Origin of the sequence: Luteitalea sp., from assembly GCA_009377605.1 — a bacterium.
GTDB lineage: Bacteria > Acidobacteriota > Vicinamibacteria > Vicinamibacterales > Vicinamibacteraceae > WHTT01.
The window spans coordinates 1-25,059 of sequence record WHTT01000025.1; the positions used below are offsets into that span (position 1 = coordinate 1).

General features: G+C 63.4%; 19 protein-coding genes, 1 tRNA gene and 2 pseudogenes. 6 read left to right on the forward strand and 16 right to left on the reverse strand.

From position 1 onward, the window contains the following. The 3 genes from GEV06_10455 to GEV06_10465 all read right to left on the reverse strand — a co-directional run. Positions 1-599 (reverse strand): hypothetical protein (locus tag GEV06_10455; protein ID MPZ18319.1); only part of this gene is annotated, 599 nt, incomplete at its 3' end. A gap of 94 nt (positions 600-693) precedes the next feature. Beyond that, positions 694-1,719 (reverse strand): MreB/Mrl family cell shape determining protein, encoded by a 1,026-nt coding sequence (locus GEV06_10460; protein ID MPZ18320.1) that lies wholly within the window; start codon positions 1,717-1,719, stop codon positions 694-696. Continuing rightward, the gene (locus tag GEV06_10465; protein MPZ18321.1) at positions 1,716-2,696 is read right to left on the reverse strand and encodes a diguanylate cyclase; all 981 of its coding nucleotides are present in this window, start codon (positions 2,694-2,696) and stop codon (positions 1,716-1,718) included. The genes GEV06_10460 and GEV06_10465 overlap by 4 nt, the downstream gene beginning before the upstream one ends. Positions 2,697-3,158: 462 nt before the next feature. On the opposite strand from GEV06_10465, the gene GEV06_10470 reads away from it, so the two are divergent. Further along, positions 3,159-5,075, forward strand: coding sequence for a hypothetical protein (locus GEV06_10470; GenBank protein MPZ18322.1), 1,917 nt, complete (start codon positions 3,159-3,161; stop codon positions 5,073-5,075). Positions 5,076-5,124: 49 nt separating this feature from the next. On the opposite strand, the gene sppA is transcribed toward GEV06_10470, so the two are convergent. Further along, positions 5,125-6,903 carry a signal peptide peptidase SppA gene (gene sppA / locus GEV06_10475; protein MPZ18323.1) on the reverse strand — a complete coding sequence of 593 codons (1,779 nt, stop codon included), beginning with the start codon at positions 6,901-6,903 and terminating at the stop codon, positions 5,125-5,127. Between the two features lie 236 nt (positions 6,904-7,139). Between sppA and GEV06_10480 the strand changes: the two genes are divergently transcribed. Continuing rightward, positions 7,140-7,226 (forward strand) — tRNA-Leu (locus tag GEV06_10480). 518 nt (positions 7,227-7,744) lie between these two features. On the opposite strand, the pseudogene GEV06_10485 reads toward GEV06_10480, so the two are convergent. Beyond that, positions 7,745-7,963, reverse strand: a pseudogene (locus GEV06_10485) (hypothetical protein). Beyond that, the gene (locus GEV06_10490) at positions 7,964-8,200 is read right to left on the reverse strand and encodes a DUF433 domain-containing protein (protein MPZ18324.1); all 237 of its coding nucleotides are present in this window, start codon (positions 8,198-8,200) and stop codon (positions 7,964-7,966) included. It lies immediately after the preceding pseudogene. Between the two features lie 66 nt (positions 8,201-8,266). On the opposite strand from GEV06_10490, the pseudogene GEV06_10495 reads away from it, so the two are divergent. Next, positions 8,267-8,708: pseudogene (locus tag GEV06_10495) on the forward strand (GNAT family N-acetyltransferase). Between the two features lie 19 nt (positions 8,709-8,727). Here the strand turns inward: GEV06_10495 and GEV06_10500 are convergent. Continuing rightward, positions 8,728-9,669 carry a hypothetical protein gene (locus tag GEV06_10500; protein ID MPZ18325.1) on the reverse strand — a complete coding sequence of 314 codons (942 nt, stop codon included), beginning with the start codon at positions 9,667-9,669 and terminating at the stop codon, positions 8,728-8,730. Positions 9,670-10,154: 485 nt separating this feature from the next. Between GEV06_10500 and GEV06_10505 the strand changes: the two genes are divergently transcribed. Next, positions 10,155-11,183 (forward strand): Dam family site-specific DNA-(adenine-N6)-methyltransferase, encoded by a 1,029-nt coding sequence (locus GEV06_10505; GenBank protein ID MPZ18326.1) that lies wholly within the window; start codon positions 10,155-10,157, stop codon positions 11,181-11,183. 94 nt (positions 11,184-11,277) lie between these two features. Then, positions 11,278-12,942, forward strand: coding sequence for a carboxylesterase family protein (locus GEV06_10510; protein MPZ18327.1), 1,665 nt, complete (start codon positions 11,278-11,280; stop codon positions 12,940-12,942). On the opposite strand, the gene GEV06_10515 is transcribed toward GEV06_10510, so the two are convergent. From GEV06_10515 to GEV06_10550, 8 genes are all read right to left on the reverse strand, one after another. After that, positions 12,909-14,462: a sulfatase-like hydrolase/transferase gene (locus GEV06_10515; protein MPZ18328.1), complete on the reverse strand. Its 1,554-nt coding sequence runs from the start codon at positions 14,460-14,462 to the stop codon at positions 12,909-12,911. The two genes, GEV06_10510 and GEV06_10515, sit on opposite strands and share 34 nt — an antisense overlap. Positions 14,463-14,504: 42 nt before the next feature. Further along, entirely contained in the window at positions 14,505-15,569 is a 1,065-nt protein-coding gene (locus GEV06_10520; protein ID MPZ18329.1) for a LacI family DNA-binding transcriptional regulator, read from the reverse strand. A gap of 121 nt (positions 15,570-15,690) precedes the next feature. Continuing rightward, positions 15,691-16,623: a ribokinase gene (gene rbsK / locus GEV06_10525; GenBank protein ID MPZ18330.1), complete on the reverse strand. Its 933-nt coding sequence runs from the start codon at positions 16,621-16,623 to the stop codon at positions 15,691-15,693. Between the two features lie 134 nt (positions 16,624-16,757). Further along, entirely contained in the window at positions 16,758-17,768 is a 1,011-nt protein-coding gene (locus GEV06_10530) for a TIM barrel protein (GenBank protein MPZ18331.1), read from the reverse strand. A gap of 289 nt (positions 17,769-18,057) precedes the next feature. Next, positions 18,058-18,669 carry a hypothetical protein gene (locus GEV06_10535; protein MPZ18332.1) on the reverse strand — a complete coding sequence of 204 codons (612 nt, stop codon included), beginning with the start codon at positions 18,667-18,669 and terminating at the stop codon, positions 18,058-18,060. 93 nt (positions 18,670-18,762) lie between these two features. Beyond that, positions 18,763-19,641, reverse strand: coding sequence for a DUF1080 domain-containing protein (locus tag GEV06_10540; protein ID MPZ18333.1), 879 nt, complete (start codon positions 19,639-19,641; stop codon positions 18,763-18,765). 76 nt (positions 19,642-19,717) lie between these two features. Beyond that, positions 19,718-22,783: an FtsX-like permease family protein gene (locus GEV06_10545; protein MPZ18334.1), complete on the reverse strand. Its 3,066-nt coding sequence runs from the start codon at positions 22,781-22,783 to the stop codon at positions 19,718-19,720. 17 nt (positions 22,784-22,800) lie between these two features. After that, positions 22,801-23,145, reverse strand: coding sequence for a PadR family transcriptional regulator (locus GEV06_10550; protein MPZ18335.1), 345 nt, complete (start codon positions 23,143-23,145; stop codon positions 22,801-22,803). 23 nt (positions 23,146-23,168) lie between these two features. Here GEV06_10550 and GEV06_10555 point away from each other — a divergent pair, with 23 nt between their 5' ends. Continuing rightward, positions 23,169-23,675 carry an FtsX-like permease family protein gene (locus GEV06_10555; GenBank protein ID MPZ18336.1) on the forward strand — a complete coding sequence of 169 codons (507 nt, stop codon included), beginning with the start codon at positions 23,169-23,171 and terminating at the stop codon, positions 23,673-23,675. A gap of 38 nt (positions 23,676-23,713) precedes the next feature. Here GEV06_10555 and GEV06_10560 read toward each other — a convergent pair whose 3' ends face one another. Beyond that, a complete protein-coding gene (locus GEV06_10560) occupies positions 23,714-25,054 on the reverse strand; it encodes a serine hydrolase (protein ID MPZ18337.1) in 1,341 nt (446 codons plus the stop codon). Positions 25,055-25,059 lie beyond the last annotated feature (5 nt).

Genomic DNA, 25,059 nt, shown 5'->3' on the forward strand with positions numbered 1-25,059 from the left:
ACGCCGCCGGCGCCCGTGCGCGCGAGGATGGCGCCCACGCCCGCATTACGCTCCGCAATGAGCTGGACCTTGGCCGCATGGAGCGAGAGTGGTTCGATGATCCGCCCGACCACGCCTTGGGGAGCAATGACCGCCATGTCCGTCTGCAGACCGTCCTCTCGCCCGCGGTCGATGATAACCGTCTGCGGCCATTGGATAGGATCGCCGGCGATGACCTGGGCGGCAAGCGTCCGCTGGACGACCCGCCGGCGCAGCCCGAGCAGCGATTCGAGGTGCGCTGCACGGCGGACACGCGCCCGCTCCTGGTGCACCTGTAGCTGCAGGACCTCGACCTGACGCCGCAAGCGTGTCGCTTCCTTTTCGGCGCCACGCAAGCCGACATAGCGCTCCCACACCCGGCTGACGCCGCCGTAGAGACGCGCGGCGCCGCGCTGCAGCTCTGCGAACGTGCCAAAGGTCACCGTGTCGAGGACGGGAATGCCGGAACGCGTGCTGACCTGGACCGAGATCAGGATGACGTGGCCAACCAGCAGCAGAACGAGCAACCACGTGTGTCGGTTGACGTCGACGCCCTGCGCGTGGTCACTGGTGATGGGCATTGTCGATTCTGAGTAGTGGTCAGTGGCCAGTGATCAGTGGTCAGCCGATCCGCCACCTTCCGGTGGTTTCATCCTTTGGCGGGGTAGTTCGCCACTAGTCAATCGAGATCTTCCGCAGCAGATTGAAATCCGACAGCATCTTGCCCGCTCCTAGCACGACAGACGACAGCGGATCTTCGGCCATCGCCAGCGGAAGCCCTGTCTCCTCACGCAAGCGCTTGTCCAGGTTCCTGAGGAGCGAGCCACCGCCAGTCAACACAATGCCGCGATCGACGATGTCGGCCGACAGCTCGGGCGGCGTACGCTCGAGCGCGACACGCACGGCATCGACGATCACGTTGACGGTCTCGGCGAGCGCCTCCCGGATCTCCTCATCCGTGATGGTAATGGTCTTGGGCACCCCTTCGATGAGATGCCGCCCCTTGATCTCCGTCGCCAGGCGCTCGTCCAGCGGATAGGCAGACCCGATCTCCATCTTGATCTGCTCGGCGGTACGCTCCCCAATCAAGAGGTTGTACGTCTTCTTGATGTAATCGATGATGGCCTCGTCCATCTCGTTGCCCGCCACGCGCACGGCCTTGCTGTACACGATGCCGGCGAGCGAGATCACGGCAATATCCGTCGTGCCGCCGCCGATGTCGACGATCATGTTGCCCGATGGCTCGGTGATCGGCATGCCGGCGCCGATGGCGGCCGCCATGGCCTCCTCGACCAGGTACACCTCGCTGGCCTTCGCGCGGTACGCGCTGTCCTTCACGGCACGTTTCTCGACCTGCGTGATCTCCGACGGCACGCCAATGACAATCCGCGGACGCACCCACACGTTGCGGTTGTGGGCCTTCTTGATGAAATAGGCCAGCATGCGTTCGGTCACTTCGAAGTCGGCGATGACGCCGTCCTTCATCGGCTTGATCGCCACGATGTTGCCGGGCGTTCGTCCGAGCATGTCCTTCGCTTCCCGGCCGACGGCTTCGATCCGGCCGTTGACCTTGTTGATGGCGACCATCGACGGCTCGCTGACGATGATGCCCTTGCCACGGACATAGACGCAGGTGTTGGCCGTTCCGAGGTCGATGGCCAGATCACTCGAGAAGAGCGAGAACAGCGAACGAGCACTCAACGACGCTTCTCCACGCGCGACGCGCGCGCGATCCTGGGCGAGGCCACATGGAGGTCGTTGCGGCCGTGCGCCTTGACCCAATACATCGCCTGGTCGGCGGCTCTGAGGAGCGCCCCCGCCGAAGCCGGGGGGTTCGACGCGGCCGCCACGCCGATCGAGATCGTCAACCGAAGCGGCTCGGCCTCCGACGCCAGGAACGTGTGGCCCGCCAGACGCTCGATGAGACGCGTGCCCAGCGCCACCGCGCTCGCTTCGGCCGTGTCCGGCAGCACGGCCGCAAACTCGTCACCGCCGTAGCGGGCGAACACGTCGCCGTCGCGGACCGCGCTGCGGAGCAGATCGGCCGTTTCGGCGAGCGCTTGGTCACCCAAGAGGTGCCCGTAGGTGTCGTTCACGCGCTTGAAGTGATCCAGATCCCCGAACAAGACCGCCACCGGACGTCCCGTCCGTTGCGATCGCGCCACCTCTTGCGCCAGCGCGCGACGCAGGTAGCGCGCATTGTACAGTCCCGTCAGCTCGTCGGTCACCGACAGGGCCTGGGCGCGTTCCAGGTGCATCGACACGTCGAGCGCATACACCATCGGTGAGAAGAGGAGCCCGAGCTCTCGGCTCAACGTGCGGCTGCAGCGGGGAGTCTCGACCGCCGGCGCGCTGTCCAGACCGACGAGCGTGGCCACCGCTCGCCGCCGGTCGACGAGGACGAATGCGACACCTGCGATCGCCGATCCAATCCCCATCGCGCGTCGCACGTCGCGCGCCGCCCAGAACGGATCGCCCGCCTGGAGCGTGCGACGTGCGATCGCCAACACCACCGGCCGCCGGGCCGGGGTCAAGCCGCGCGCGCCAAGCACTCGGATCGTCCCTGTGGGCTCTTGGACCGCCACCACCCAACAGGGGAGCGGCAGCCACCGAGTGAGCCACTCGACGATCGTATCGGCGACAGCGTTGGGCGCCGTAGGTGTCTGTACCTTGCGCACGAGACGTGCGTAGGATTCAACATGGTCGAGCCAGACCGCAAGTGCCGCCCTGGCTGTACGGAGACGGATACTGAGATCCACAAGATGGGCGACCGCCGTTTTAGATTCTTCGAGAACCTCAGGATACCCCGGAATCGAGTCGAAGGCCGTTGCGGGGTCCCGCTCGCGGTACGAGGTGGACGAAGAGGCCGGTATGGGGCACGCTCACGAGACGCGGCCCGACGGCCCGGACTCCGATTGAGGCAATTTATCACATCCCCGGAGGCACCGGGATGAGGGGGTCACCTTGGAAACTGGACAGGTCCCTCTTTGGTCCGCTGGTCCGAAAACGAGGCTGTCGCCGTCTTCTTCCCCTAGATCCCTAGATCCCTAGATCCCTAGCCCCCTAGATCCCTAGACCCCTAGATCCCTCGCTCCCTTTGCTCCCTCGCTCCCCGCCCCTTTTGCATTACGATTGTCCTTATGACGATGTTGGACCGGATGCGGCGGCACAAGGGGTGGCTCAAATGGAGCCTCGCGCTGGTTTGTCTGGCGTTCGTGGCGCTCTATTTCCCCGACTTTCTGTCGCAACAGCAGGATGCCGGCGCGGCGCCGAGCGCGGCGGTCGCCGAGGTCGATGGTCGCAAGATCACCGTGGCGGAGTTCACGCGCGCCTATTACCAGCGCCTCGATGCGTATCGCGCGTCGGCCGGCGAGTCGTTCGATCCAGCGCTGCTCAAGCAGCTCGGCGTCGACCGGCAGATCCTGAGCGTGCTCATCGACGAACAGGCCACGTTGGCCGAGGCCGAGCGGCTCGGCCTGACCGTCAGCGATGCCGAGGTGCGCGAGCGCATTCTTCGGTTGCCAGGGCTGCAGCAGAACGGACAATTCATCGGCGAGGAACGTTACCGACAGCTCCTGAGTGTGCAGCGACCACCGCTGACGCCCAGTGAGTTCGAGGCAGACGTTCACAAGCAGCTTCTTGCCGAGAGGCTGCGGAGCGCGCTGACCTCCTGGATGACCATGCCAGACGAGGAAGTGGACCGCGAGTACCAGCGCCGGAACGAGAAAGCCAAGCTCGAGGTCGTGTCGTTTGCTGCGGACACGTTCACGTCCGAGGCCGCGCCAAGCGCCAACGAGGTGGCCGCGTACTTCGAGAAGAACCGCGAGAAGTACCGGTTCGGCGTGAAGATGAAGATTCGCTTCCTTGCCATCGACATGCCAACGCTTGGCAAAGCCGTCACCGTGTCACCGCAAGATGCCCAGCAACACTATGACGACAACATCGAGCAGTACTCCACGCCCGAGCAGGTGCGCGCGAGCCACGTCCTGCTCGAGACCAACGAGAAAGACGAAGCCGAGGTTCAGAAGCAGGCCGAGGGTCTCCTCGCCCGGATCAAGGAAGGCGCAGACATCGCCGCGATCGCGAAGGAATACTCGGACGATCCCAGTAGTAAGGACAAGGGCGGCGACCTCGGATACTTCGGCCGGGGCGCAATGGTGAAGGAGTTCGAGGACGTGGCGTTCTCCCTGCAGCCGGGCCAGCTGAGCGACCTCGTCAAATCGCAGTACGGCTTCCACATCATCAAGGTGATGGACAAGAAGCCGGCGGAGACGCGGCCCTTCGCCGAGGTCCAAAATCAGATCGTCGAGCAGTTGAAGGGGCAACGTGCACAGGCACGCGCGAAAGAGCTGTCAACACAGATCGCGCCTGAGATCACGCAACCGTCCGATCTCGACACGGTCGCGCGCAAGCATGGCCTCCAGGTACGCGAGTCAAACTTCTTCGAGCGCGAGGAGCCGATCGAGGGGCTCGGGCCTGCGCCCGAGGTGAGCAAGGCCGCCTTCTCACTGCCGCAAGGTCAGGTCAGCGAGGCGTTGCAGGCGCCGCAGGGATATGTCTTCATCACGGTCCTCGACAACCAGCCAGCGCGCACACCAAAGTTGAGCGAGGTGGAAGCACGCGTCAAGGAGGACCTCACGCAGCAGCGGGCGCTCGACCTCGCACGAACCGAGGCAAAGAGCCTGATGGCGTCGTTCAAGGACGACTTCGCCCGGGCTGCGAAGAGCGCGGGGTTGAGTGTGGAGACGACCGACTTCACCCGCGGCGCGAGCGTCCCGACCGTTGGTGTCAATGCAGAGATCGACGAGCTCGCCTTCAGTCTCCCAGCAGGCGGCGTCAGCGATCCGATCGTCACCGATACCGGGGCGTCGATTGTTCACGTTGTCGAGCGCACGGAGATCAAGAAGGAGGATCTTGCGGCCGAGCGCGAGACGCTGCGCCAAGAGCTCCTCGAGCAGCAGCGCGGTCGCTTCATGACCAGTTACCTCACCAAGGTGAAGGAGCGGCTCGACATTCGGCAGAACGACGCCGTGCTACAGCAGGCGATAGCCTCGTAGCGGCGGTGCGGGGCGCGACGGGGTGACAAGGTGTCACCCCATCACCCACTCAGGGCCGCACGAACACGTAAGGCATCAGCGCGAGCGGATCGCCAAGGCGCAGCAGGCTGAGCGGTGTTTGGACGGCAGCGAGCGCGCGTCGCTCGTTCGGCGTGGCCATCGCTTCCAGCAAGAGGCTGCGTCCTTCCTCTGCGGCCGACAAGGGATCAGCAAGCCACTCGAAGAAGCCTTTTCTCGGCGGATACGTCACGAGCTCGACCGGTGCATCGTCACTGATGTTGGCCCGCTTGCGGGCAATGGCAATCGCGCGTGGCAGGCCTCCCAGCTCGTCGACGAGTCCCAGATCCTTGGCCTGCCGGCCTGTCCACACACGACCCTGCGCCAACGCATCGATCTGGTCCGGCGTGCGACGGCGCGCCTGTGCGACCTTCTCGACGAACTGGTCGTAGAAGGCTTGCATGTGCTCTTCGAGCTTGGCGCGCTCGTCCGGCGTGAAGCGCCGCGCCGGAGAGCCCATCTCGGCAAACCGTCCCTCGGCGACCGAGTCCACGCGCGCCCCTAGCTTCGACATGAGACCGGCCGTCACGAACTTTCCGCCGAAGATCCCAATGGAGCCGGTCAACGTGCCCGGCTGCGCGACGATGACGTGGGCGGGCATGGCGATGTAGTAGCCGCCGGAGGCAGCCAAGTCCGACATCGAGACGATGATCGGCTTCACGTCGCGCGTCAACATCAGCTCGCGCCAGATGGCATCGGACGCGATCGAGGATCCGCCCGGGCTGTCGATGCGCAGCACGACCGCCTCGATACTGCGGTCCTTACGGACTTCACGGATGTACTCGTTCAGCGTGTCGGCGCCCACGTACCCGCCTTGCCACGAATCGCCGCTTCTGCCCGGCGTGATCGTGCCAACCGCATAGATGAGTGCCACCCTGGACCCGCGTGTGTGGCCGAGCCGGTGATCGTCTACGGCGATGTAGTCCCCGACGTCGAGCAGCTGAGACGACTCACCGATCCCGCTCTTCGCCCCGACCTGATCCAGGTAAGCGAGGCCATCGACCAGGCCGTGCTCGAGGGCATCCTCCGGCAACATCGGACCGCCGTTCACGAGCGCTCGCACTTCGGCTTCGGACTTCTTGCGGCTCGCGGCAATGCCGCGCACGAGCTCGCGAAACGCGTCCGCGTTGAGCGAGGTGGCCATCTCGCGATGCGCCGGCGTGAAGCCCTCTTCGGTGAATGTGTTCACCGCCGTCTTGTAGTCGCCAATGTGCACGAGGTCGGGATAGATGCCGAGCTTGTCCAGCGTGCCTCGCAGGAACAGCTCGTAGCTGGCCAGGCCGGCGAGATCCAGCGTCCCTGACGGCATCAGATACACTCTGTCGCACGCCGAGGCGAGGTAGTACTCCTGATTACCGGCGTACTCGAGATGCGCGACGAGTGGCTTGCCCGAGCGCCGGAAATCGAGCAGCGCGTCGCGGAGCTCCTGCGTCTTGCCCCACAGGGCTGCTGCGCCTGCGGACGAGACCACGACACCCTTGATGCGCCGGTCGCTCTTCGCGCGGCGCAGTGCACCGATGAGGCCATTCAGTGTGGGCTGTTCGCGCCAGAACGCCGGCAATCCCGACGGCTGGTGCTCCGGCAGATCTGCGCTGAGTCGCAGAACCAGTGTGGCGTTCGACGGGATCGGACGGGGCCCGCCGACGAACGTGTAGACGAACGCCAAGCCTGCAGCCGACGTCAGAACGGCGACAACGATGAGGATGAGAACCAGCCAAAGGCCGCGACGTGCCGCCACGGAGTCCGCCTTTCGATCAGAAACCCTCGAGATGCGGGATTAAGCTGAGAGCTCACTTGCAGTGACACTCGTCGCGTCGGGCCCGCAGTTCCAGGCTCAAGGGGTTGTGCTACGGGAGCCAACGAGTGGCAACACAAGTGAGCTCTGCGCTTAGAATTGGTAACCCTCGCCAACATTCGAGTATAGCATTGAGCTGTTTGGGGTTCTCGATCGCTCGCGGTGCTTGAGGTATACTTTGTGGTTCGCGCTCGCGAGAGCCCTGGTGCCATGCGGAAGTGGCGGAACTGGCAGACGCGCAGGTCTCAGGAACCTGTCGAGGAAACTCGGTGGGGGTTCAAATCCCCCCTTCCGCACCATATCTAATCTCCTCAAAATAAGAAACTTAGTGATACGCCATTTGTTGCGTACTCACTTTGTCCCAAACTTGCGATATACAGGTCCATCACGCTCGGCAATTGACTGGTTCGTGGACGATGCTGTGCGCGAAGGTTGGTCGACCTGTTCGATTACCGAACTTGCGGCGATCAGCGTCTGCGCGCAGCCCCCAATATCGCAGTCCCCCGCGACGACGGCGGAAGCGTTGCTCCTGCTGCTTATTCCTGTCCATTCCACCTCATTCCGGACAGGCTCTTTGGAGGTAGGAGGACGCAGGAGGGCTCCGCTAGCCGGTTAGGGAGCCTACCCACCAGCGGAGCGCCGCACGCACGCACGTGCGCGACAGCGCGCCACGGAACTCACGTAATTCTGGTTGGGGGTTCACGGGGGCGGTTGGCTGGGGATGGCCACTTCGGTGTACGACCCCTGGTGTGGCGGCATTCACGGCCGCGACAACCCGTTCGACGTGCCACCGTAGGATTGGCCAGCGGGGATTGCCGAGCACCACCATTGCAATCGTTCGCCCGCTGAGATTCTGCTGATGGCGGATGTTCTTGTCAGGAGTTACGAGAACCTCGAAGCCCGCCGCCTCGGCGGCATCGAGCAATTCCCCGTTGCCGAGCGTGTCCCAGCCCTGTGCCTTCGTTTCCTTGACCGTGTGTGCGGTCAGGGACTGTGCGAGCCCTCGGGGTGTGCCGTGATCAAAGAGCACCAGCATTTACGCGCCGCCGGCAGGCACCTCTTCCAGGCTGCGCGTCACAAAATCGATGACCGCGTTGACCTGCTCACGGGTCACGTCAAACTGCTCCATCACTTCATCCACCGTCATGCCTGCTTCGAGATTCTCGAAGATGATGGACACCGGCATGCGCGTGCCGCGCAGCACCCAGGCGCCACTCACCTTCCCTGGGATGCTCTCCACTTCAGGGCATTGCGACCAATCGAGCGCCGCCATCGTCAAACCTCCTGACTTCAGCGTAAAGGATTCTCGACCGTCTGTCACGCCTCCGCCGGTGTCGGCCTGCAGGGAAGCGCCGAGCCATCATTCTGTTGGACCCCGTGGATCGGGTGGGACGATGAATTCGAGGCATTCGTCGCGAGCATCGTCTCCACGTTCCTGCAACGTTACGACCCGAAGCGCGAACGGTGCTGGATCGCTGAACGGGACGGCGTGCGGGTTGGCTCGGTCTTCCTCGTGCGGCACTCGAAGACTGTGGCAAAATTGCACCTCTTGCTGGTCGATCCCAGCGCACGCGGATTGGGCATTGGCACGCGGCTCGTAAGCGAATGCGTGCGCTTCACACGCCACGCCGGCTATCGGAAGATCACGCTCTGGACGCAAGCGTCACTGCACGCCGCCCCGGCACATCTACAAACAAGCCGGTTTCCGCCTGACAGGAAAACAACCGCACCACAGCTTCGGTCACGACCTGATCGGCGAGACGTGGGAGCTGACTCTCTAATGTCTCTACCTCAACGCGCTCACTGAAGCGGCCGCACCTCTGCCGGAACACCGATTGGGCATTCTAGTGCCGCACGGTCCCAGCCTCCGGTCTCGGCTGCGGCTGCATACGTCGTGGAGAGGAAGTCGAGCAACAAGGCGTCGGGGTCCGCGGCAGCAGCGACCGCATCGTAAGGCAGGATGAACTCTCCCATCGTCGTGTCGAAATAGGCACCCGCAGGGACCGGCTTGTCGCGAAAGCCGCCGGGTTCGGGATAGGCATAGGAGTAGAAGGCCGCACGTGGGAAGGTCTCATTGCCCGGCCAGAATCCGGCACTGCTCACTTCGTGCGAATACGCTTCCCGCGTCACTTCATCCGGTAGCCCCGGCACGCCACCTGGATGCAGCGGGGCGGGCCGTCCGGAGAAACGGGTGAGCGCGAGATCGAAGCTGCCCCAGAAGAAATGGACCGCGCTGACCTTGCCCAGGAAACCGGTGCGGAAGAGCTTGAAGATCCGATCAACTTGGACCAGCGCGCGCCAGAAGCGATGGACTGCGGCGGCGTCATAGGCAGCGTGAGTCCGGTCCTGTGAAAACGGGATCGGGTTGGCGATCTCGTTCGGCATCTCGTTGATCGCCACGGCTATGCCTATGCTGTTCAAGAGATCGAGAACCGCACGATGGAAGGCCGCAACCGTTTGTGGCGCGAGCGGGAGCGATCCTTCCTGGCCAGTGCTCGTGCGGACCGCGAGCCGGTGGCTGATGAAATCGAGCTCGATTTCGAAGATCTCGTTGCCCATCGGAATCGGCGACGTGCCGAGCCCACGGGCGGTCACATACAGTGGAATGTGCCAGCCATGGTTGACCCAGGGGGTCAGCCTCAGGCGGACTTTGCCCACGATCTGAGTCCAGAGCTGCAAGGTGGCGGCTGTTTCTCGCCACGCAGGATACGGGAGATCGGGCCACACGGCGACGTCGTCCATAGAACCTCTCTCGCCAGCGGCTGACTGACGAATGCCAACGCGTGTAGTTGGTCGCGTTGCGCCAGATAGTTGCGTCTGGAAGCCGACACCTCGGATTATATCCTTCGTTCCAGTCTCGACTGACTGGGACACGACTACGCAAGCATGAGGAAATTCCGGGCAGAATAGACGCGCCAGACGGACGGCAAGCTCGTGCTGTCGAACAGTCACGAGATATGCGAGCACGCCGTAAATGCCAATCATGGCGACGGCCAGCGCCACACTGGCCAGCAGCACAAGCACCCATGTTCTGATCTGCGCGGGAGCCCAGTTGTGCCTGTAGCATATACGTCTATGACCGGTCCCAAGGCAAGTTCGGCACCGTCCTTGCGCACGCGTGGGAAAGCGTGAGACGTGCGCAAGCGTGTCGCGTTTTCGAACGGTTCTAACGGCACCGTGCCGATGCCATTCACTGAGTGCTATGATTCGCCAGCGGGTCACCGTGAATGGCGCGAGAGAAGACACCTCCCCCGGCTCTGGAAGCCAAGCCACTGGACCTGGACTCCCACGTTCGCCCTTTCCTGAAGTGGGCAGGCGGTAAGCGACAGCTGCTGCCGCAAATTCGCCGGTTCTACCCAGAGTCCTTCGGCGCGTACTACGAACCGTTCGTCGGCAGTGGGGCCGTCTTCTTCGATCTCTACACTCGCGGACTGCTCGCCGGCCGGCAGGCTGTCTTGATGGACAACAACGCGGACCTCGTCGGCTGTTACCTGATGGTCCGTGATCAGGTTGACGCGGTCATCCAGCATCTGAGAGAGCTGGCCCTCGCCTATCGGGCAGATCCGCGAGCCCACTACTACAGCGTCCGCGATGAGCAGTTCAATCCCGAGCGGCACCAAATCTTCAATGGAGACGCCCCGAAGAGCTCCCGCTACACGCCGGCGTTGGCAGCCAAGCTGATTTATCTCAATCGAACGGGGTTCAATGGTCTGTTCCGCGTGAACTCGCAAGGACAGTTCAATGTGCCGCTCGGCCGCTATACGAACCCGCGGATCTGCGATCGAACGAATCTCCAACAGGTGGCACGTGCCCTGGCTGAGACGCGAGCCGATATCTGCCAAGCGCCCTTCCAGACAGTGCTCGACCGCGCGCAGCCTGGGGACTTTGCGTACTTCGATCCACCGTACGCACCCTTGAGCCGAACGGCATTGTTCACATCCTACACGGCAGACCGATTTTCCCTGCCCGATCAACAACGCCTCCAACAGGTCACGATCGAGCTGGCGCGTCGAGGCTGCTGGGTGCTGCTCAGCAACTCGACGGCGTCGGAGATCGCCGATCTGTACGACGGCAATCGCGAGGCCAAGGCGGCCGGCCTGTCTGCTTACCAAATCCCGGCGAGGCGCGCGATCAACTCAGACGCGACCGGTCGTGGTCAGATTCTCGAATACCTGATCACGAACCTCCCGCGACACGACGAAACCGAAGGTCATCCCCAGTCAGCGGCCAACTTCTCGTCCAATGGGCTATCATGAAGCAAATGATAGGTCGTCACTCCGCGTCTCACGACGCGGCGCTTGGCCCGCGCACACGACGCGCTCGCTGAAGCGCAAAGGCTACTCCCCCATGATGAAAGCGCTGTTGATCCTATTGGTGGTGGCCGGTCCGCTGATGCCCATGGCTGCTGATCGGACGAGCCTCGAAACCATCTCCTCACCGTCCGACCCCGGCGCCCCCGCGGCTCGCGTAACCACGGGAAACGGCCTCGTCGAGGGAATCACCGAAGCGAGCGGCATTCGTGTGTTCAAAGGAATTCCATATGCCGCACCGCCCGTCGGCGAGCTCCGGTGGAAGCCACCGCAACCGGTCAGCGACTGGGAGGGCGTGCGCGCCGCGGACCGCTTCGCGGCTCAGTGCATGCAGCAGCGTGTGTACGACGACATGGTCTTCCGGAACGATGGGGTGAGCGAGGACTGCCTGTATCTGAACGTATGGACGCCGGAGACTTCGACCGACACGCAGTTGCCGGTCCTCGTGTACTTCTATGGAGGCGGCTTCGTGGCCGGCGACGGTTCGGAGCCGCGCTACGACGGCGAGAGCATGGCGCAAAAGGACATCGTCGTCGTGACCATGAGTTACCGCCTGGGCATCTTCGGCTTTTTCGCGCACCCCGAGCTGACGAAGGCATCCCCGCACCAGGCGTCCGGCAACTACGCCCTGATGGACCAGGCCCAGGCCCTCCGCTGGGTGCAGCAGAACATCGCCGCGTTCGGAGGCGACCCCAAGAGGGTGACGATTGCCGGCGAGTCGGCCGGGTCGTTCGCGGTCAGCGCCCAGATGGCGTCGCCCACGTCGAAGGACCTAATCGCGGGCGCCATCGGCGAGAGCGGCTCGCTGCTCGGAGAGCGGCAACCCGCCTCACTCGCCGAAGGAGAGCAGAAAGGCGTGACGTTCGCCCAGGCCGTGGGCGCCACGTCGCTGGAGGCGCTCCGTGCTCTGTCGTCGATGGAGCTGCTCGCAGCCGCCGGCCGCTCCGGGATGCCACGCTTCGGCCCAATTGTCGACAGCTACTTCTTTCCGAAGGCGCCGGCCGAGATCTATGCCGCTGGTGAACAGGCGCACGTTCCGCTGTTGGTCGGCTGGAACTCCGAGGAGAGGAACTACGAGGCGCTGCTGGGAGACAACGGCCCCACAGCAGAGAGCTTTGCCGTGGCAGTGCGCGATCTCTACGACGATGGCGCCGACGAGGTCCTAGAGCAGTACCCAGCGTCGACGAACGAGGAGGCCGTGCAGTCGGCAACGGATCTCGCCGGCGATCGGTTCATTGGCTATAGCACCTGGAAGTGGTTCGACCTGCACCGACAGACGGGTGACGCGGATGTGTATCGGTACTTCTATGCTCACCCACGGCCACCGATGAAGCCGGAGATGGGCAAAGCCATTCCGGGAGGCGCAGACGGCGTGAAAGAAGGCGAGGATGCGGAGGCCAACCGCCCGCCGCCCCGTGGAGCCGTGCACTCCGCCGAGATCGAATACGCGATGGGCAACCTCGCGACCAACGCCGCTTACGCATGGACGCCAGACGATTACAAGGTCTCGGAGATCATGCAGGGATACTTTGCGAACTTCGTGAAGACCGGCAACCCGAACGGCCCCGGTCTGCCGAACTGGCCCGCGGCCGGAAATACGCGCGACGGCCAGATCATGCTCATGCGACTGACTGTGAGCTCCGCGGCCGAGCCTGCCTCGCACCAGGGACGCTATCTGCTCCTGGAGCGACTCTCCACAAAATAGTCCTTCGCGCCAGACGCCACCCGTACGCTGGCCCGCTCGCCGGACAAGAAACGCTCGAACGCCGCTCGCTGCGGATCAGCAAACTCCTTCATGTGACCGAGCAACAGAGCGCGATATCGTGCAATGGTCTCCGCATAGCGGGCGTCGTCGACAAGATTGTGCAACGCATCCGGATCGCGCTGGTAGTCGTAGAGCTCCTCCGGCGTGCGGTGGACGAAATGCTCGATGCGAGCCGCGATGGCGGCATCAGTGGCGGCCGCCTCTCGCATCGCTGCAAAGGTGAGGCCGCTCATCGCCTCGTTGCGAAACTCGCTGCGCCCGTCTGCCCACACGTTGAACATGTAGCCGAGCCGGCCATCGGTCACTGCCCGCATCGGGTACGCGGTACCCGATGCGATCTCATCAACCTGCGTGAACACGTGCTCGCGGCCAGCTTGTGACTCGCCGGCGAACAGCGGCAGGAACGAGCGGCCATCGGTTCCCCTGAGATTCTGGACTCCTACTGCATCGAGAATCGTCGGCGCGAGGTCGATGCCGCTGACGAAGTGGTGGGTGTCAGTGCTCCCACCTGACACGACGCCCGGCCACCGGACAATCCAGGGTGTGCGCGTCGAGTGCCGCCAAACGTTGGTCTTGGCGAAGGGGAATGGCATCCCATGGTCCGAGAGCCACATCACCAGCGTGGTGTCGGCCATCCCTGACGCGTCGAGGGCACGGAGCAGGGCGCCGGTCGTCTCGTCCGCCCTGTGGACGGAGGTGTAGTACTCCGCGAGCTCGTGGCGGATCGGTGGAAGGTCGGGAAGGAAGCCGGGCACTGGCACCGCGCTCGGCGCGTACGCGACAGCGGCGGCCGGAAAGCCACCGCCATACTGCGAGCCCGTGTTGGTCGCGTCGCGCGCCTTGAATGCCACCTCCTGCTCACTCGCGGCGAAGGGCCGGTGTGGATCCTGCGTATTGGCCATCAGGAAGAACGGCTGCCCGGCCGCCCTGGCGTGTTCGAAGAAGCTCTCGGCGCGCCTGTAATAGAGCTGCGGGCTGCGGCCGTTCTTCAATTCTCGAGCCGGGATCAACTCGTCCCAAGCAGCGGCGCGGGAGGGAACCACGTGTCCCGTCTTTGCCATGAGTCCCGTGTAGTAGCCGGCGTCAGCCAACGTCTCCACGAGCGTCGGCACCTCCGCATCGATGGCCTCGAAGCCCAACGCGCCGCTGTTCTGCGGATAGCGCCCGGTCATCCAAACGGCGCGGGTCGGATGGCAGATGGCGACCGTGACGTGCGCCCGTTCGAAGAGCATGCCCTCGCTCGCCAAGCGGTCGATGTTGGGAGAGATCCCCGGAATCGGGTTGCCCGTCACACCGAGCGAGTCCCAGTTCATATCGTCCACCGTGATCAACAGAACATTGGGGCGTCGCTGCTTGGCCTCGACGTTGCCAGAGCGGCTCGGAACCGCTCGTGCGCAGGAGAGAGCCCCGATGAGGACGGTGATTGCTAGAGTTGAACAGACACTCTTCGAAAAATGCATCGTCGTTCGATTGCTTCTCGTTGTTGCCAGACCTACGTTGTCTCAGCGAGCCGCTGCACTCACCTCGGCTACCGCGAGACCCTCCGGGAGTCTGCATCCGCAGGAACGGCGAATCATCAGCTCCGTTTCGAAGAGCGTCTCGCGCCCGGGCTCGTCCTCGCCCGTCGCCCGCCACGCAAGCCGCTCGAGAAGCTGCCGGGCGGCACGCTGGCCCATCTGATAGGCGGGCTGCACGGCGGCGGTGAAGAACGGCAGCACCACTTCGAGTTGGGGAACGCCGTCGAACGTCACCAGCGCCAGATCATCAGGGACACGCAGCCCGCGCTTCTGGGCCGCCGCCATCACGCCGATCGCCAGCAGCGGATTCCCGGCAAAGATCGCGGTCGACCGCGGACGGACCGCCAAGAGGTCTCGGCCCATCGCCTCACCGGCGGAAAACGAGAAGAGACCGTGCCGCTCGAGTGCCGGGTCGACTGCAACACCAGCGGCGGCGAGAGCGCGACGATATCCTTCCCTGCGGTCTCGCGCGGTCGAGATCACGAGGGCGCCATTCACCAGACCGATCCTGCGGTGCCCGTGCTCGAGAAGATGGTCGACCACCGAGCGCGCTCCCTCGACGCTGTCGGCACGCACGATGTCCATGCCGGCTTTGCGCCACGCGAGCCCGCGCAGCGTGCGATCGATCAAGCAGACTGGTCGCTCGCGATGCCATTGCAGGATGCCCTCTCGACGGCCGATTGGTGTCAGGACGAGCCCGTCAACCTGTTTCGAGTGCAGCACTTCGAGGTAAAGCGCCTCACGCGCAGGCGCTCGATCCGAGTTGCACAGGATGACCGAGTAGCCCGCCTCGTGCGCGGCATCCTCGACACCGCGCGCCACGAGCGTAAAGAACGGGTTGGTCACATCGGTGACGACGAGGCCGAGCGTGCGCGTCGAACGACCTTTGAGGCCGCGGGCCAGGACATTCGGCACGTACTTGAGGTCTCGGATCGCGGCGTCGATTCGCGCCCGGGTCGCAGCGCTGACCGGCGCATGACCGGTCAGGGTGCGAGAGACGGTGATGCTGGCGACGCCGGCGCGGCGCGCGACGTCATGGATAGTGGCCATCGACAGGCTTCCCGGAGGTCCGCAAGGGTAGACACCGATGTCATGATATCGATGTCATCTCATGGCGCGACGTGACCATACGCCACCCGCGATTCGGTGTCAAGCAAGGCAAGTCTCACATCTATCTATTGCGCTGCTGCCACTCCGCTTCGAACCGCTCACGCGTCACGAACGACTTCTGTGTGCCGGCGCTCATCGTCGACAGCGCGGCGTAAAGGTTGGCGCGCGCGATGGCGTCGCGTTCAGACAAGCCTTCGCCCAGGAAGGTGGCGAAGCTGCCGACGAACGCATCGCCTGCGCCGGTCGTGTCTCTCGCGACGACGTTGTATGCGGGTAAGAGCTCTGACTGCCCATCGCGCGCCAGTAGCGCGCCTTGAGCGCCCAGCGTAATGATAACCGTCCCGAGTCCCTCCGACACCAGATGCGCCGCACACGCCCTGGCCTCCTCTACCGAACCAACGCTCAGCCCCGTGAGCGTTTCAGCCTCGGTTTCGTTCGGAATGACATAGTCAACTCCGGCGAGCTCGGACAGATCGATGCGCTGGCCCGGTGCCGGGTTGACGATGCAGGGGATGCCGTGACGGCGTGCGAAGCGGATGGTGTGGTAGACAACGTCGAGCGGGATTTCGAACTGCAACACGATACAAGCCGCCTGGGACAGCATCGGCGCCGCCGCGTCGACGTCAGCCGCCGTGAGGTGATCGTTGGCGCCTTTGACGACGAGAATGCGATTCTGACCGTTCGGCTCGACGAAGATCGGTGCGACGCCGCTGGAAACGCCGGGAACGCGGCGCACATGTGACGTGTCGATCCCGTACGACACCAGATTCTCGACGGTGCCCGGCCCGAAGAGATCGTCCCCTACCCGTGCGACCATCGAGACGTCGGCGCCACAGAGGCGGGCCGCGACCGCCTGGTTGGCGCCCTTGCCGCCCCACCCCAGGTCGAAGCGATCGCCGAAGAGCGTTTCGCCCGGCTTGGGAAAGCGGTCCCCGAATGTCGTCAGATCGACGTTCGCACTCCCGACCACTGCAATCCGTGTCCGCCTTCGCATACCTTGCTTTCAGGCCCACACTCTGACGAAGCAGGTCGAGCACGAATAGAGAAACGAGAAGAACAAGGGGCCCCGGACATTCTCAGCGGTACGGAAGCGGGCTTTCTCATCTCTTGTTGCCTGGCCGTTGGCGATCAGGACAAAGACCTTCGAGCTTCATAAGCCTCGACACCTTGGATAACGCCCTTGATGTAGCCATAGCCGTAAGCGAAGGCTTGTCGGCCACCAGGGTCATCCGCATGGCTGGGCATGTGGTCCGGCATCAGCATGTAGGGGTAACCCACTTCGTTCAAGGTGAGGGCGACCTGGAACATGTCCATATCGCCTTCATCTGGATAGACCTCCTGGAAATCGTTCCGTCTGCCACGGATGTTTCGGAAGTGAATGTTGAACAGCTTCTTTCTCTCGCCGAAGTACCGGATCACGTCGTGAATCTCCCGTGCGGGCTCCTGCAGCATTTCAGCAGTCGTGCCGAGACAAAGGTTTAGCCCGTGATACGGACTCTCCTGGATGGAAACGAGCTTCTTCAGCCCGTCAACCGTACCGAGGACCCGGTCGACTCCTTGAAAACCTTCCTCGGGCACACCCGGGTCGTGCGGGTGACAGGCAGCGCGAATCTTGAGCTCGTTACAGACTGGGATGACCCGTTCCAAGAAGTAGGTGATCCGCTCCCAGAAGATATCGGCGGTGACCCGTTCCGCTCGCGTCAATGGAGGATCCGCCACAGCGTCCGCCAGGCGCCACGTGCTGTAGGTGGAGCCGCCTCGTCCCGGCGTCGGTTGCGTTCTCAGGACGCCTAGGATGCTCATGTTGTACTTCCAGGCTGGCACACCGACCTTCGCGCACGCTTCGGTCATACGGTTGACGTGCTCGATGTCCCGGTCACGCTCGGGCGACTTCCCGAGCATGATGGCTCCACGCCTTTCCTTGTCGATGTGGCTCGAGGGTAGGAAAGGCAGGGCAACCATCGACAAGGTGATGCCATGCTTCTCACACAGCTCGCGGGTCTGCTCGACGTCTTCCACGGTCCAGTAGCCCCGTTCGCCTGGGTCTGGAGGATAGCCGCAGATGTGATCCACGCCGTGACGTTTGAAGTACTGCAACATCTCCGCAGTGGTTCCCGACCGCTGTGTTCCCACGTGCATCTGGACGCGGCTCGACGACTGCGCCGTGGCCACGCGCGGCACCTGAGAGCTGTCAGAGCAGCGCAGGCTCAGGCCGGCCGCTCCGACACTCACCCCTCCTCCCAGCGAGATGAACCGTCGGCGGTTCAAACGACACCTCCGATCAACCAGGGCTCGGTGCACCGAGCGTGCCTCCCGAAGGCCCCGCGTTCGCCAAGTTCCCCACCAATACGGCGCCGGCAACAAGAGAGCCCGCGACACGCATACTCATCTCCTCAGTACGCCACGAGTCTACCAACAACGAGCCCGATTAGATCACCGGCGTCACCATCACGTCATCTCCTTCTGTGGCGAGTGCCGACCCGATGTCGGTGATGATGTTCCCAGACGAAGCCACGGTCAACCCGTCTCCTCCGCCTTGTGAGTAGTACAGACCAAAGCCGCGCGGTGTGCCTGCTCCGCGGACTGCGTTTCCCGTGACGCTCACGACACCGTGGTTGTAGTTCACTCCAGAGATTCCAATGTAGCGGTAGATTGAGCCGCCGTTGTCTTCGTCGCCGGTAAACACCTTGTTGTTGGCGATGGTGGACGCTTTGTCTCCCTGGATCGTCGCCTCGATCCCATACCAGATTCCACCCTGCGCCGTTTCGCCGAAGCCCTCGATGTAGTTGTCGGAGATCGATGTGCCATACAGCCGGTGCGCGTGGATCGCGTGCTCGGGCACACCGTACAGGTGGTTCCGCTCGATCACCCAGCGCGAGGGGCCTTCAGGCCCCTCGTTCAGAAGTACAGCTTGACGCCGAGCTGCAGGCGTCGCTGGTTCCACTTGCTGGACCAGGTTGACCCGGCACCGCGACAGATCGGACGACATCGCGTCTCCACAGCGCCGAGGGTTCATCCCGCGGGACGAGTCCTCAGGCACCGGACCCTCACTCGATGGCGAGGGGCCTATCAGTTATGCGATCGAAGGAAGCCTATCTAAAGAACAGCTGAAGGGGGGCTTTTTGTGACAGCTCTAGTCTCTCGCCGCGAACTCCGGCGGAATAGCCGTGATCGGCTGGATCTGGATGTCGCGATAGAAGATCTCCGCGCCCTCTGATTGGAGAATGATCGGGCCGGAGGTGACGGGCGTCGGCAGGTCGCCATCAATCTGCACCGGGCCATGCAGACGCATGACTACCTTGCCGTTCACGATGTGAATGGCCGTGTCACCGAACGCCACCAACTCGACGGTGTTCCATTCACCGGTCGGCTTCTCGTTGTCCGGCTGCTTGATGCATCGGCCGGGCGCACCTTGGCTCTGAGAGAAGAAGGTCCACTCGCCAGTCGGATCGTAGTCGTACAGCGCGGGCGTCGTGTCTGGACGCCGCTTGGCGCGAACAGCAATCGCTGATCCGACGGCGTAGAGATCCCCGACGTCGTGCTCTTGGATCTGGAGCTCGACCGAGCGTGCCCACGTGCGGCCATCGGCACCGGGGGCGGCATGCACGTGGTAGAGCAAACCGCTGTCGCGCCGAGTTTCGGCCTGCTCGCGCGGGGGCCACTTCTTCTCACCCCATTTGAACTGCAGCTTCAAGTGGTAGTTCTCGAACGAGCGCGTGGTGCGGAGCTCGCCGAACACCTCGCCGGAGATCCGGATTGCTGGCTGGCCGTCGACGTCGCTGACCACGGTAAACACGTTCAGCGGATCTCGTCCCGATCCAATCGGCTCCGTATATTTCCCGTCTTGGTCGCGCGTCAACCCCGGGACCTCCGAGCTTGGCTCTGGCTCTCGCATCCACGTGGTCCAGCCGTCGAGATCACGGCCGTTCCAGAGCGACGTCCAGCCGCTCTGGGCGCGCATCGGCATGACGCCCAGCACAACGGCGACGAGGACCAGTCGTGGAAAGAGCATGCGCCATTATCGTTGAAGCGTCGGGGAAAAGGAACCGGGTACCTTTTCGGGAGCGAAAAGGTACCCGGTTCCTTTTCTACTCGTACCGGAGGGCAACGGTTGGGTCGACACTCGTGGCGCGACGCGCGGGAATGCCGGCAGCCGCCAGTGCGACGAGCCAGAGCGCCGCGACGGCGAGAGCATAGGTGAGCACGTCCCACGGCTGTAGGCCGTACAAGAACGACTGTACCAGCTGGCTCGCGGCGGCTGCTGACGCCAGACCAATCACCGTGCCGACTACGAGCATGACGGCGACCTCACGGACAACGAGCGCCCGTACATCGCCCGCGTCCGCACCGAGCGCCATCCGAATCCCGATCTCCCGGGTGCGCCGCGCCACGTTGTACGCCAACACGCCATAGACGCCAATCGCCGCCAACAGCACAGCCAATCCCGCGACCGTACCGGTGAGAAACGATAGAATTCGTTCCGCAAACAGACTCTCCTCGATCTGCGCCTGCATCGTCTTTGCCTCGCCAATCGCCAAGCTTGAATCGAGTGCCGCTAAATGATGCCGGATCAGTGGCAAGGTACTTTCCGGAGGAATTGTCGTTCGCAAATAGAACGACAGAGAGTCCCACTCGTCGCTTTGCCGCAGCGGCCTGTAAAACGTTGGGGTCGTATCCTCTCGCATCCGCGAGAACTTGGCGTTCTCTACGACGCCGACAATCGTCGTGGGCAGTGCCTCATCGCTGCCGCTGCCCAGATGGCGCCCAAGTGGATCCTGATTCGGCAGAAACTGCTGAACGAATGCCTCGTTGACAATGGCAACCGGCGGTGCGGCCGTGTTGTCGGCGCGCGTGAACTCGCGTCCGGCAATGAGTGGTGTGCCCATGGTGCGAAAGTAATCGGCGCCGACGCGGTTGTAGTTCGACTTGGCGCTGCCCCCGCTTGGCGGAGTATAGCCTTCCACGCTGATGCGCATGCGGCTCGTGCTACCCGTGATCACCGCTGCCCACGCCGAAGAGACGAGCACCACTCCCGGAATGCGCGATAATCTGCTCGTGAGCTGCTCGTGCAGTTGCGCGATGCGTTCGTCGGTATAACCGTGCAGCTTCGGCCCTAACGAGAACGTCATCAGGTGGTCAGCTCGAATGCCAGGGTCGATGCGCGCGACGTTGACCAGCGTACCGGCAAAGAGTCCCGCCGAGATCAAAAGCAGCAACGACACGGCTACTTGTGCCACGATGAGCGTCTTCTGAAAGACGTTTCCACGGCCTGTCGACGAAATCTGGCCCGCCTGGTCCTTCAGACACGAGGTCAGGTCGGTCTTGGAGGCCTGCAGCGCTGGAAAGAGTCCAAACAGGATACCGGTCAAGACCGACAGCCCAAGGCAGAAAAACAAGACGCGGTGGTCGAGGCTGGTGAGCTCCAAGTCCTGGATGCCCGTCCATGGAGGAAGACTCACCAGAATCGCGCGCTGTGTCCAATAGGCGACGCTGATCCCGAGCGCACCTCCGGCAACGGCGAGCAGGCAGGATTCCGTGAGGAACTGGCGAACGAGCTGCGTGCGCGACGCGCCCATGGCGGTGCGCACTGCGACTTCCCGCACTCGGGCCGTGGCACGGGCGAGCTGGAGGTTTGCCACGTTGGCGCACGCAATCAGCAGCACCAGAACGGTCATACCCATCAGCAGCAGCAATGGCGTTCCCCATTCGTCGTCCAGCGTGCCGCGGCCGTACTGGCCCGGCTCCAGCGTGATCCTCCTTGCTCGAAACCGTTCGAGAAAGTCGCCGCCCGGATTGCTCAGAAGCTGGATGTCCTGCTCCACCTGCGCGCGGTACGGGACGTTGATCTCCAGCTCGGCACGCTCGCGCGCGTCGCGGCGCGCGCCAGCAGCAGGTTCGCGATGGTTCGCGCAGGCGATCAGCAGCACGGCGCCCGTAGCCGCGAGCAGCAGGGTCAGCGGTGTTCGCACCTCGCCACGCAGGCTGCTTAGACCACGGCGTCCCGGGTCCACACCCAGCGTTTTCGCCTTGAACTTCGCCAGCTCCTTCTCGCTCATGTCCGCTTGGAGGGCAGCTTCGACGTGGTTGATGATCCCGCGATATACGGTGTTCATCGCTGTCCGCGCCTGCTCCATGCTGACCGCCGAGTGGAGGCGGGCAAACAGGTAGAACGAGTAGTTGAGGCGATTGTCGAACTCGTCCCAGCCGGGGTTCACGTACCCGAGCATGGTGATCGGCACGTACACGTCAGGCTGGTACTCGAGCGTCGTCCCCTCGAAGCCGGGTGGGGCGATCCCGACGATGGTCATCCGTCGGCCGTTGACGACGATCGTGTCGTTGACCGCGTTGGGATTGGCCCCGAACCGCTGCCGCCAGTACGCGTGGCTCAAGACGAGGACGTCGGACTCGCCCACCGCGCGATCGTCTCCTGGTCCGATCAGGCGTCCGAGCGCGGGCTGGACGCCCAACACCGGGAAGTAGTTGCCAGAGACCACCAAACCGCCGCCGCTCAGCGTCTCGCCCCGATATGACAGGTTGGCATCAAACCACCTGTACGCGCCGATCCCTGACAAGACCTTTTCCACCCCAGCGCGGCCACTACCGCGTCCCTCGGCAAGCTCGGGACGCCCTGAGCCTGTCGAAGGGCGCTGGGGACCCGGGCTTTGGAGTCGCTCGAGATCCTGGAACATCGGATAGCTGAAGACGGAGTCGCAGTCGCCGAATGGGCCGGTGGTGCATCCACCCGACCGCGGCCCAGGATTGGTCAGGTTGACCAGTCGGTTTGGGTCGGGCACCGGCAGCGCGCGCAGCAGCATGTGGTTGAACAGGGAGAAGATGGCGGCATTGGCGCCAATGCCAAGGGCAAGCGACACGATGGCGACGGACGTGAGGCCAAGGTTCTTCCGCAATAGGCGCGCGGCGTACCGCACGTCTTGCGCGATCTCGTCGAGCGGCCGGAATCCACGGCGATCGCGATACCGCTCCTTCGTCTGCTCGATGCCGCCGAGCATCAGGACGGCCTGACGCCGCGCCTCGTCTGGTGTCATGCCGGCGCGGATCTTGTCGTCGACGTGCAGTTGGAGATGACTCTCGAGCTCAGCGGCCAAGTCCGCATCGAGACGCCGCCTCGCGAGCAGACTCCGCACGCGTAACATCAGCGCGCGCAGCCGCCTCAGGATCGTTCCGTGCCCGGAGCCAGGAACCTCGCGAGGATCGTAGTCGTCTGGTCCCACGCCCGCGCCTCCTTCTCGACCTGTTTTCGCCCCGCACGCGTCAAGCGGTAGTACTTCGCCTTGCGATTGTTCTCCGACACCCCCCACTCGGACGTGATGTAGCCCTCCTGCTCCAGCTTGAGGAGAGCGGGATACAGCGTGCCGTAGTTGATCGAAAGCAGATCTCCGCTGGTCTGTTCGATGCGGCGGGCAATGCCGTATCCGTGAATTGGTCCGAGTGTCTCGAGCGTCTTCAGCACCATCAACGCGAGTGTGCCCTGCCAGACATCAGTCTTCTCGGCCATATTTTCTCCTATGGTCTAGCAATATGACTGTAGCGCACTTGCTATTGGATAGCAATAGGGATCCCTCAGACCGAGGCAGTGGAAGGATTCTGCGGGCGTCAACGCTCGAGGCTCACCTGTCGGACTCGCGCGCGCTCGACCGTCTGACGACGACGCTCGTTGGATTGTGCGGGCTGATCGCACTCGCCATGGCGACCATCGGCGTGTACGGCATCATGACCGATGCGGTGCAGCGACGAACCCGCGAGATCGGCCTGCGCGTCGCGCTCGGCGCGGGCCGTGCACATGTCGCGCGGCTGGTGTTCACCGAAGCAATATATCTGGCAGTGGCTGGACTGCTGGTCGGCGCCGCGGCGGCAGTCACCATTACCCATGTGGCCCGTTCAGTGATCGGCGCCACGGCCTCACTCGACATCGCCATGTTGGCTGCCGCATCGGGCGCGTTAGCAGCGGTCATCGCCGTCGCCGCCATCCTGCCGCTGCGCCGCGCACTTCGCGTGAGCCCGAACATTGCGCTCCGCGCCGAATAGATCAGGAGCAGGTGACGATAGCCCGCGAGAGAGGTCGGTTACTTCTCCGGTCCGCGCATGAACTGGCGCTCTCGACCCGCCTGGCGCAGCACGAATCCGGTCGCGTTCCCCGCGACATCTATGGAAAAGACGAGCTCCGCTGCCACTTCTTTAGGGAAGAACGTTGTCTTCGACTCAGGGTAAATCTGGAGCTTGGGCTGGTTGCCAAGCCTGGACATGAGACCGGCGTCCTCCAACGTGATCGTCATCGTTGGCCCTCCGTCAGACTGATAGACGCCGGCGTATTTCGCGAGTGTCTCGCTGTCGAGCGGGATCTCCTTGCGCTCGGAGTGCAGCGTCACTTGCTCGCCGAATGCTAGCTTTGCGAGCTCGTCGGCCATCGCGCCTGTCGCGCTGGTGTTGACGTTGGAGAGCACTGTTACGCACATCTGTTCGTCGGGGAAGTATCGCAGGTCCGTGTTGAATCCCTCGATGCCGCCGCCGTGCGCGACGAACGTGTGCCCCGACGACTTCCCTGTGACGAGCCCGTATCCGTAGCTCTCGAGGTTGGCCGTGATCATCTTCTTCAGTGAGGCGTCTGACAGAACTTCGCCGCCGAACAAGCCCCGCACCCAGCGGCAGAGATCAGTTGTCGTGGAATACAGACCGCCCGCGGCGTGCGGCACCGACATGTTGATGTAGTCGGCGTTCTGAGGGTTCCCGTCTGGACCACGGGTGTAGCCCGCCGCCCGGTGCGTCACAATGGCGCGATTGTGATCGTAGCCGCTATTCTTCATCTCGAGCGGTCCGAAGATGCGGCTGCGCAAGAGCTCCTCGTAGCTCTGCCCAGATATCTTCTCCACGAGGAAACCCAATAAGAGATATCCCGAGTTGCTGTACTGAAACCTCGTGCCCGGTTCGAACTCCAGCGGCTTGTCTCGAAACACCTTCACGATATCCGCTGCGCTCATTTCGGTCAGCTTCAGCTCGCGGTACTCGGGAAAGGACGTGAAGCTGGGAATGCCGGACGTGTGGCTCAGCAGGTGATGGATCCTGATTCCCTTCCACGCCTCCGGAGCGTCCGCCACGTGTACGCTGACCGGATCCTGCACGCGCAGCTTCCCATCTTCCTCCAGCAACAGCACCGCTGCCGCCGTGAATTGCTTCGTGATCGAACCGATTCGGAACTTGGTCTCGGCGCGATTGGGAACGTCGTGCTCTGCGTTGGCCCAACCGACGCTCTTTGCGAAGATCGTCTCCTGCCCGCGTTGGACCAAGACGCTTCCTGAGAACTGGTCCGCCTCCACGCGGCTGGCGACCACTGCGTCCATCCTCGCTGCGTCAGGCTCCGCGCCGACGGCACAGGCCGCCATCAACATGAGAATGGGCAGTAATCTCACGTGAG

Coding starts and splice junctions, on each gene's coding strand:
- GEV06_10470 (MPZ18322.1), top strand. CDS start 3,159: ATGACGATGTTGGACCGGATGCGGCGGCACAAGGGGTGGCTCAAATGG.
- GEV06_10490 (MPZ18324.1), bottom strand. CDS start 8,200: ATGGCGGCGCTCGATTGGTCGCAATGCCCTGAAGTGGAGAGCATCCCA.
- GEV06_10500 (MPZ18325.1), bottom strand. CDS start 9,669: ATGGACGACGTCGCCGTGTGGCCCGATCTCCCGTATCCTGCGTGGCGA.
- GEV06_10505 (MPZ18326.1), top strand. CDS start 10,155: ATGGCGCGAGAGAAGACACCTCCCCCGGCTCTGGAAGCCAAGCCACTG.
- GEV06_10510 (MPZ18327.1), top strand. CDS start 11,278: ATGAAAGCGCTGTTGATCCTATTGGTGGTGGCCGGTCCGCTGATGCCC.
- GEV06_10515 (MPZ18328.1), bottom strand. CDS start 14,462: ATGCATTTTTCGAAGAGTGTCTGTTCAACTCTAGCAATCACCGTCCTC.
- GEV06_10520 (MPZ18329.1), bottom strand. CDS start 15,569: ATGGCCACTATCCATGACGTCGCGCGCCGCGCCGGCGTCGCCAGCATC.
- rbsK (MPZ18330.1), bottom strand. CDS start 16,623: ATGCGAAGGCGGACACGGATTGCAGTGGTCGGGAGTGCGAACGTCGAT.
- GEV06_10530 (MPZ18331.1), bottom strand. CDS start 17,768: ATGCACGTGGGAACACAGCGGTCGGGAACCACTGCGGAGATGTTGCAG.
- GEV06_10540 (MPZ18333.1), bottom strand. CDS start 19,641: ATGCTCTTTCCACGACTGGTCCTCGTCGCCGTTGTGCTGGGCGTCATG.
- GEV06_10545 (MPZ18334.1), bottom strand. CDS start 22,783: ATGTTACGCGTGCGGAGTCTGCTCGCGAGGCGGCGTCTCGATGCGGAC.
- GEV06_10550 (MPZ18335.1), bottom strand. CDS start 23,145: ATGGCCGAGAAGACTGATGTCTGGCAGGGCACACTCGCGTTGATGGTG.
- GEV06_10555 (MPZ18336.1), top strand. CDS start 23,169: ATGACTGTAGCGCACTTGCTATTGGATAGCAATAGGGATCCCTCAGAC.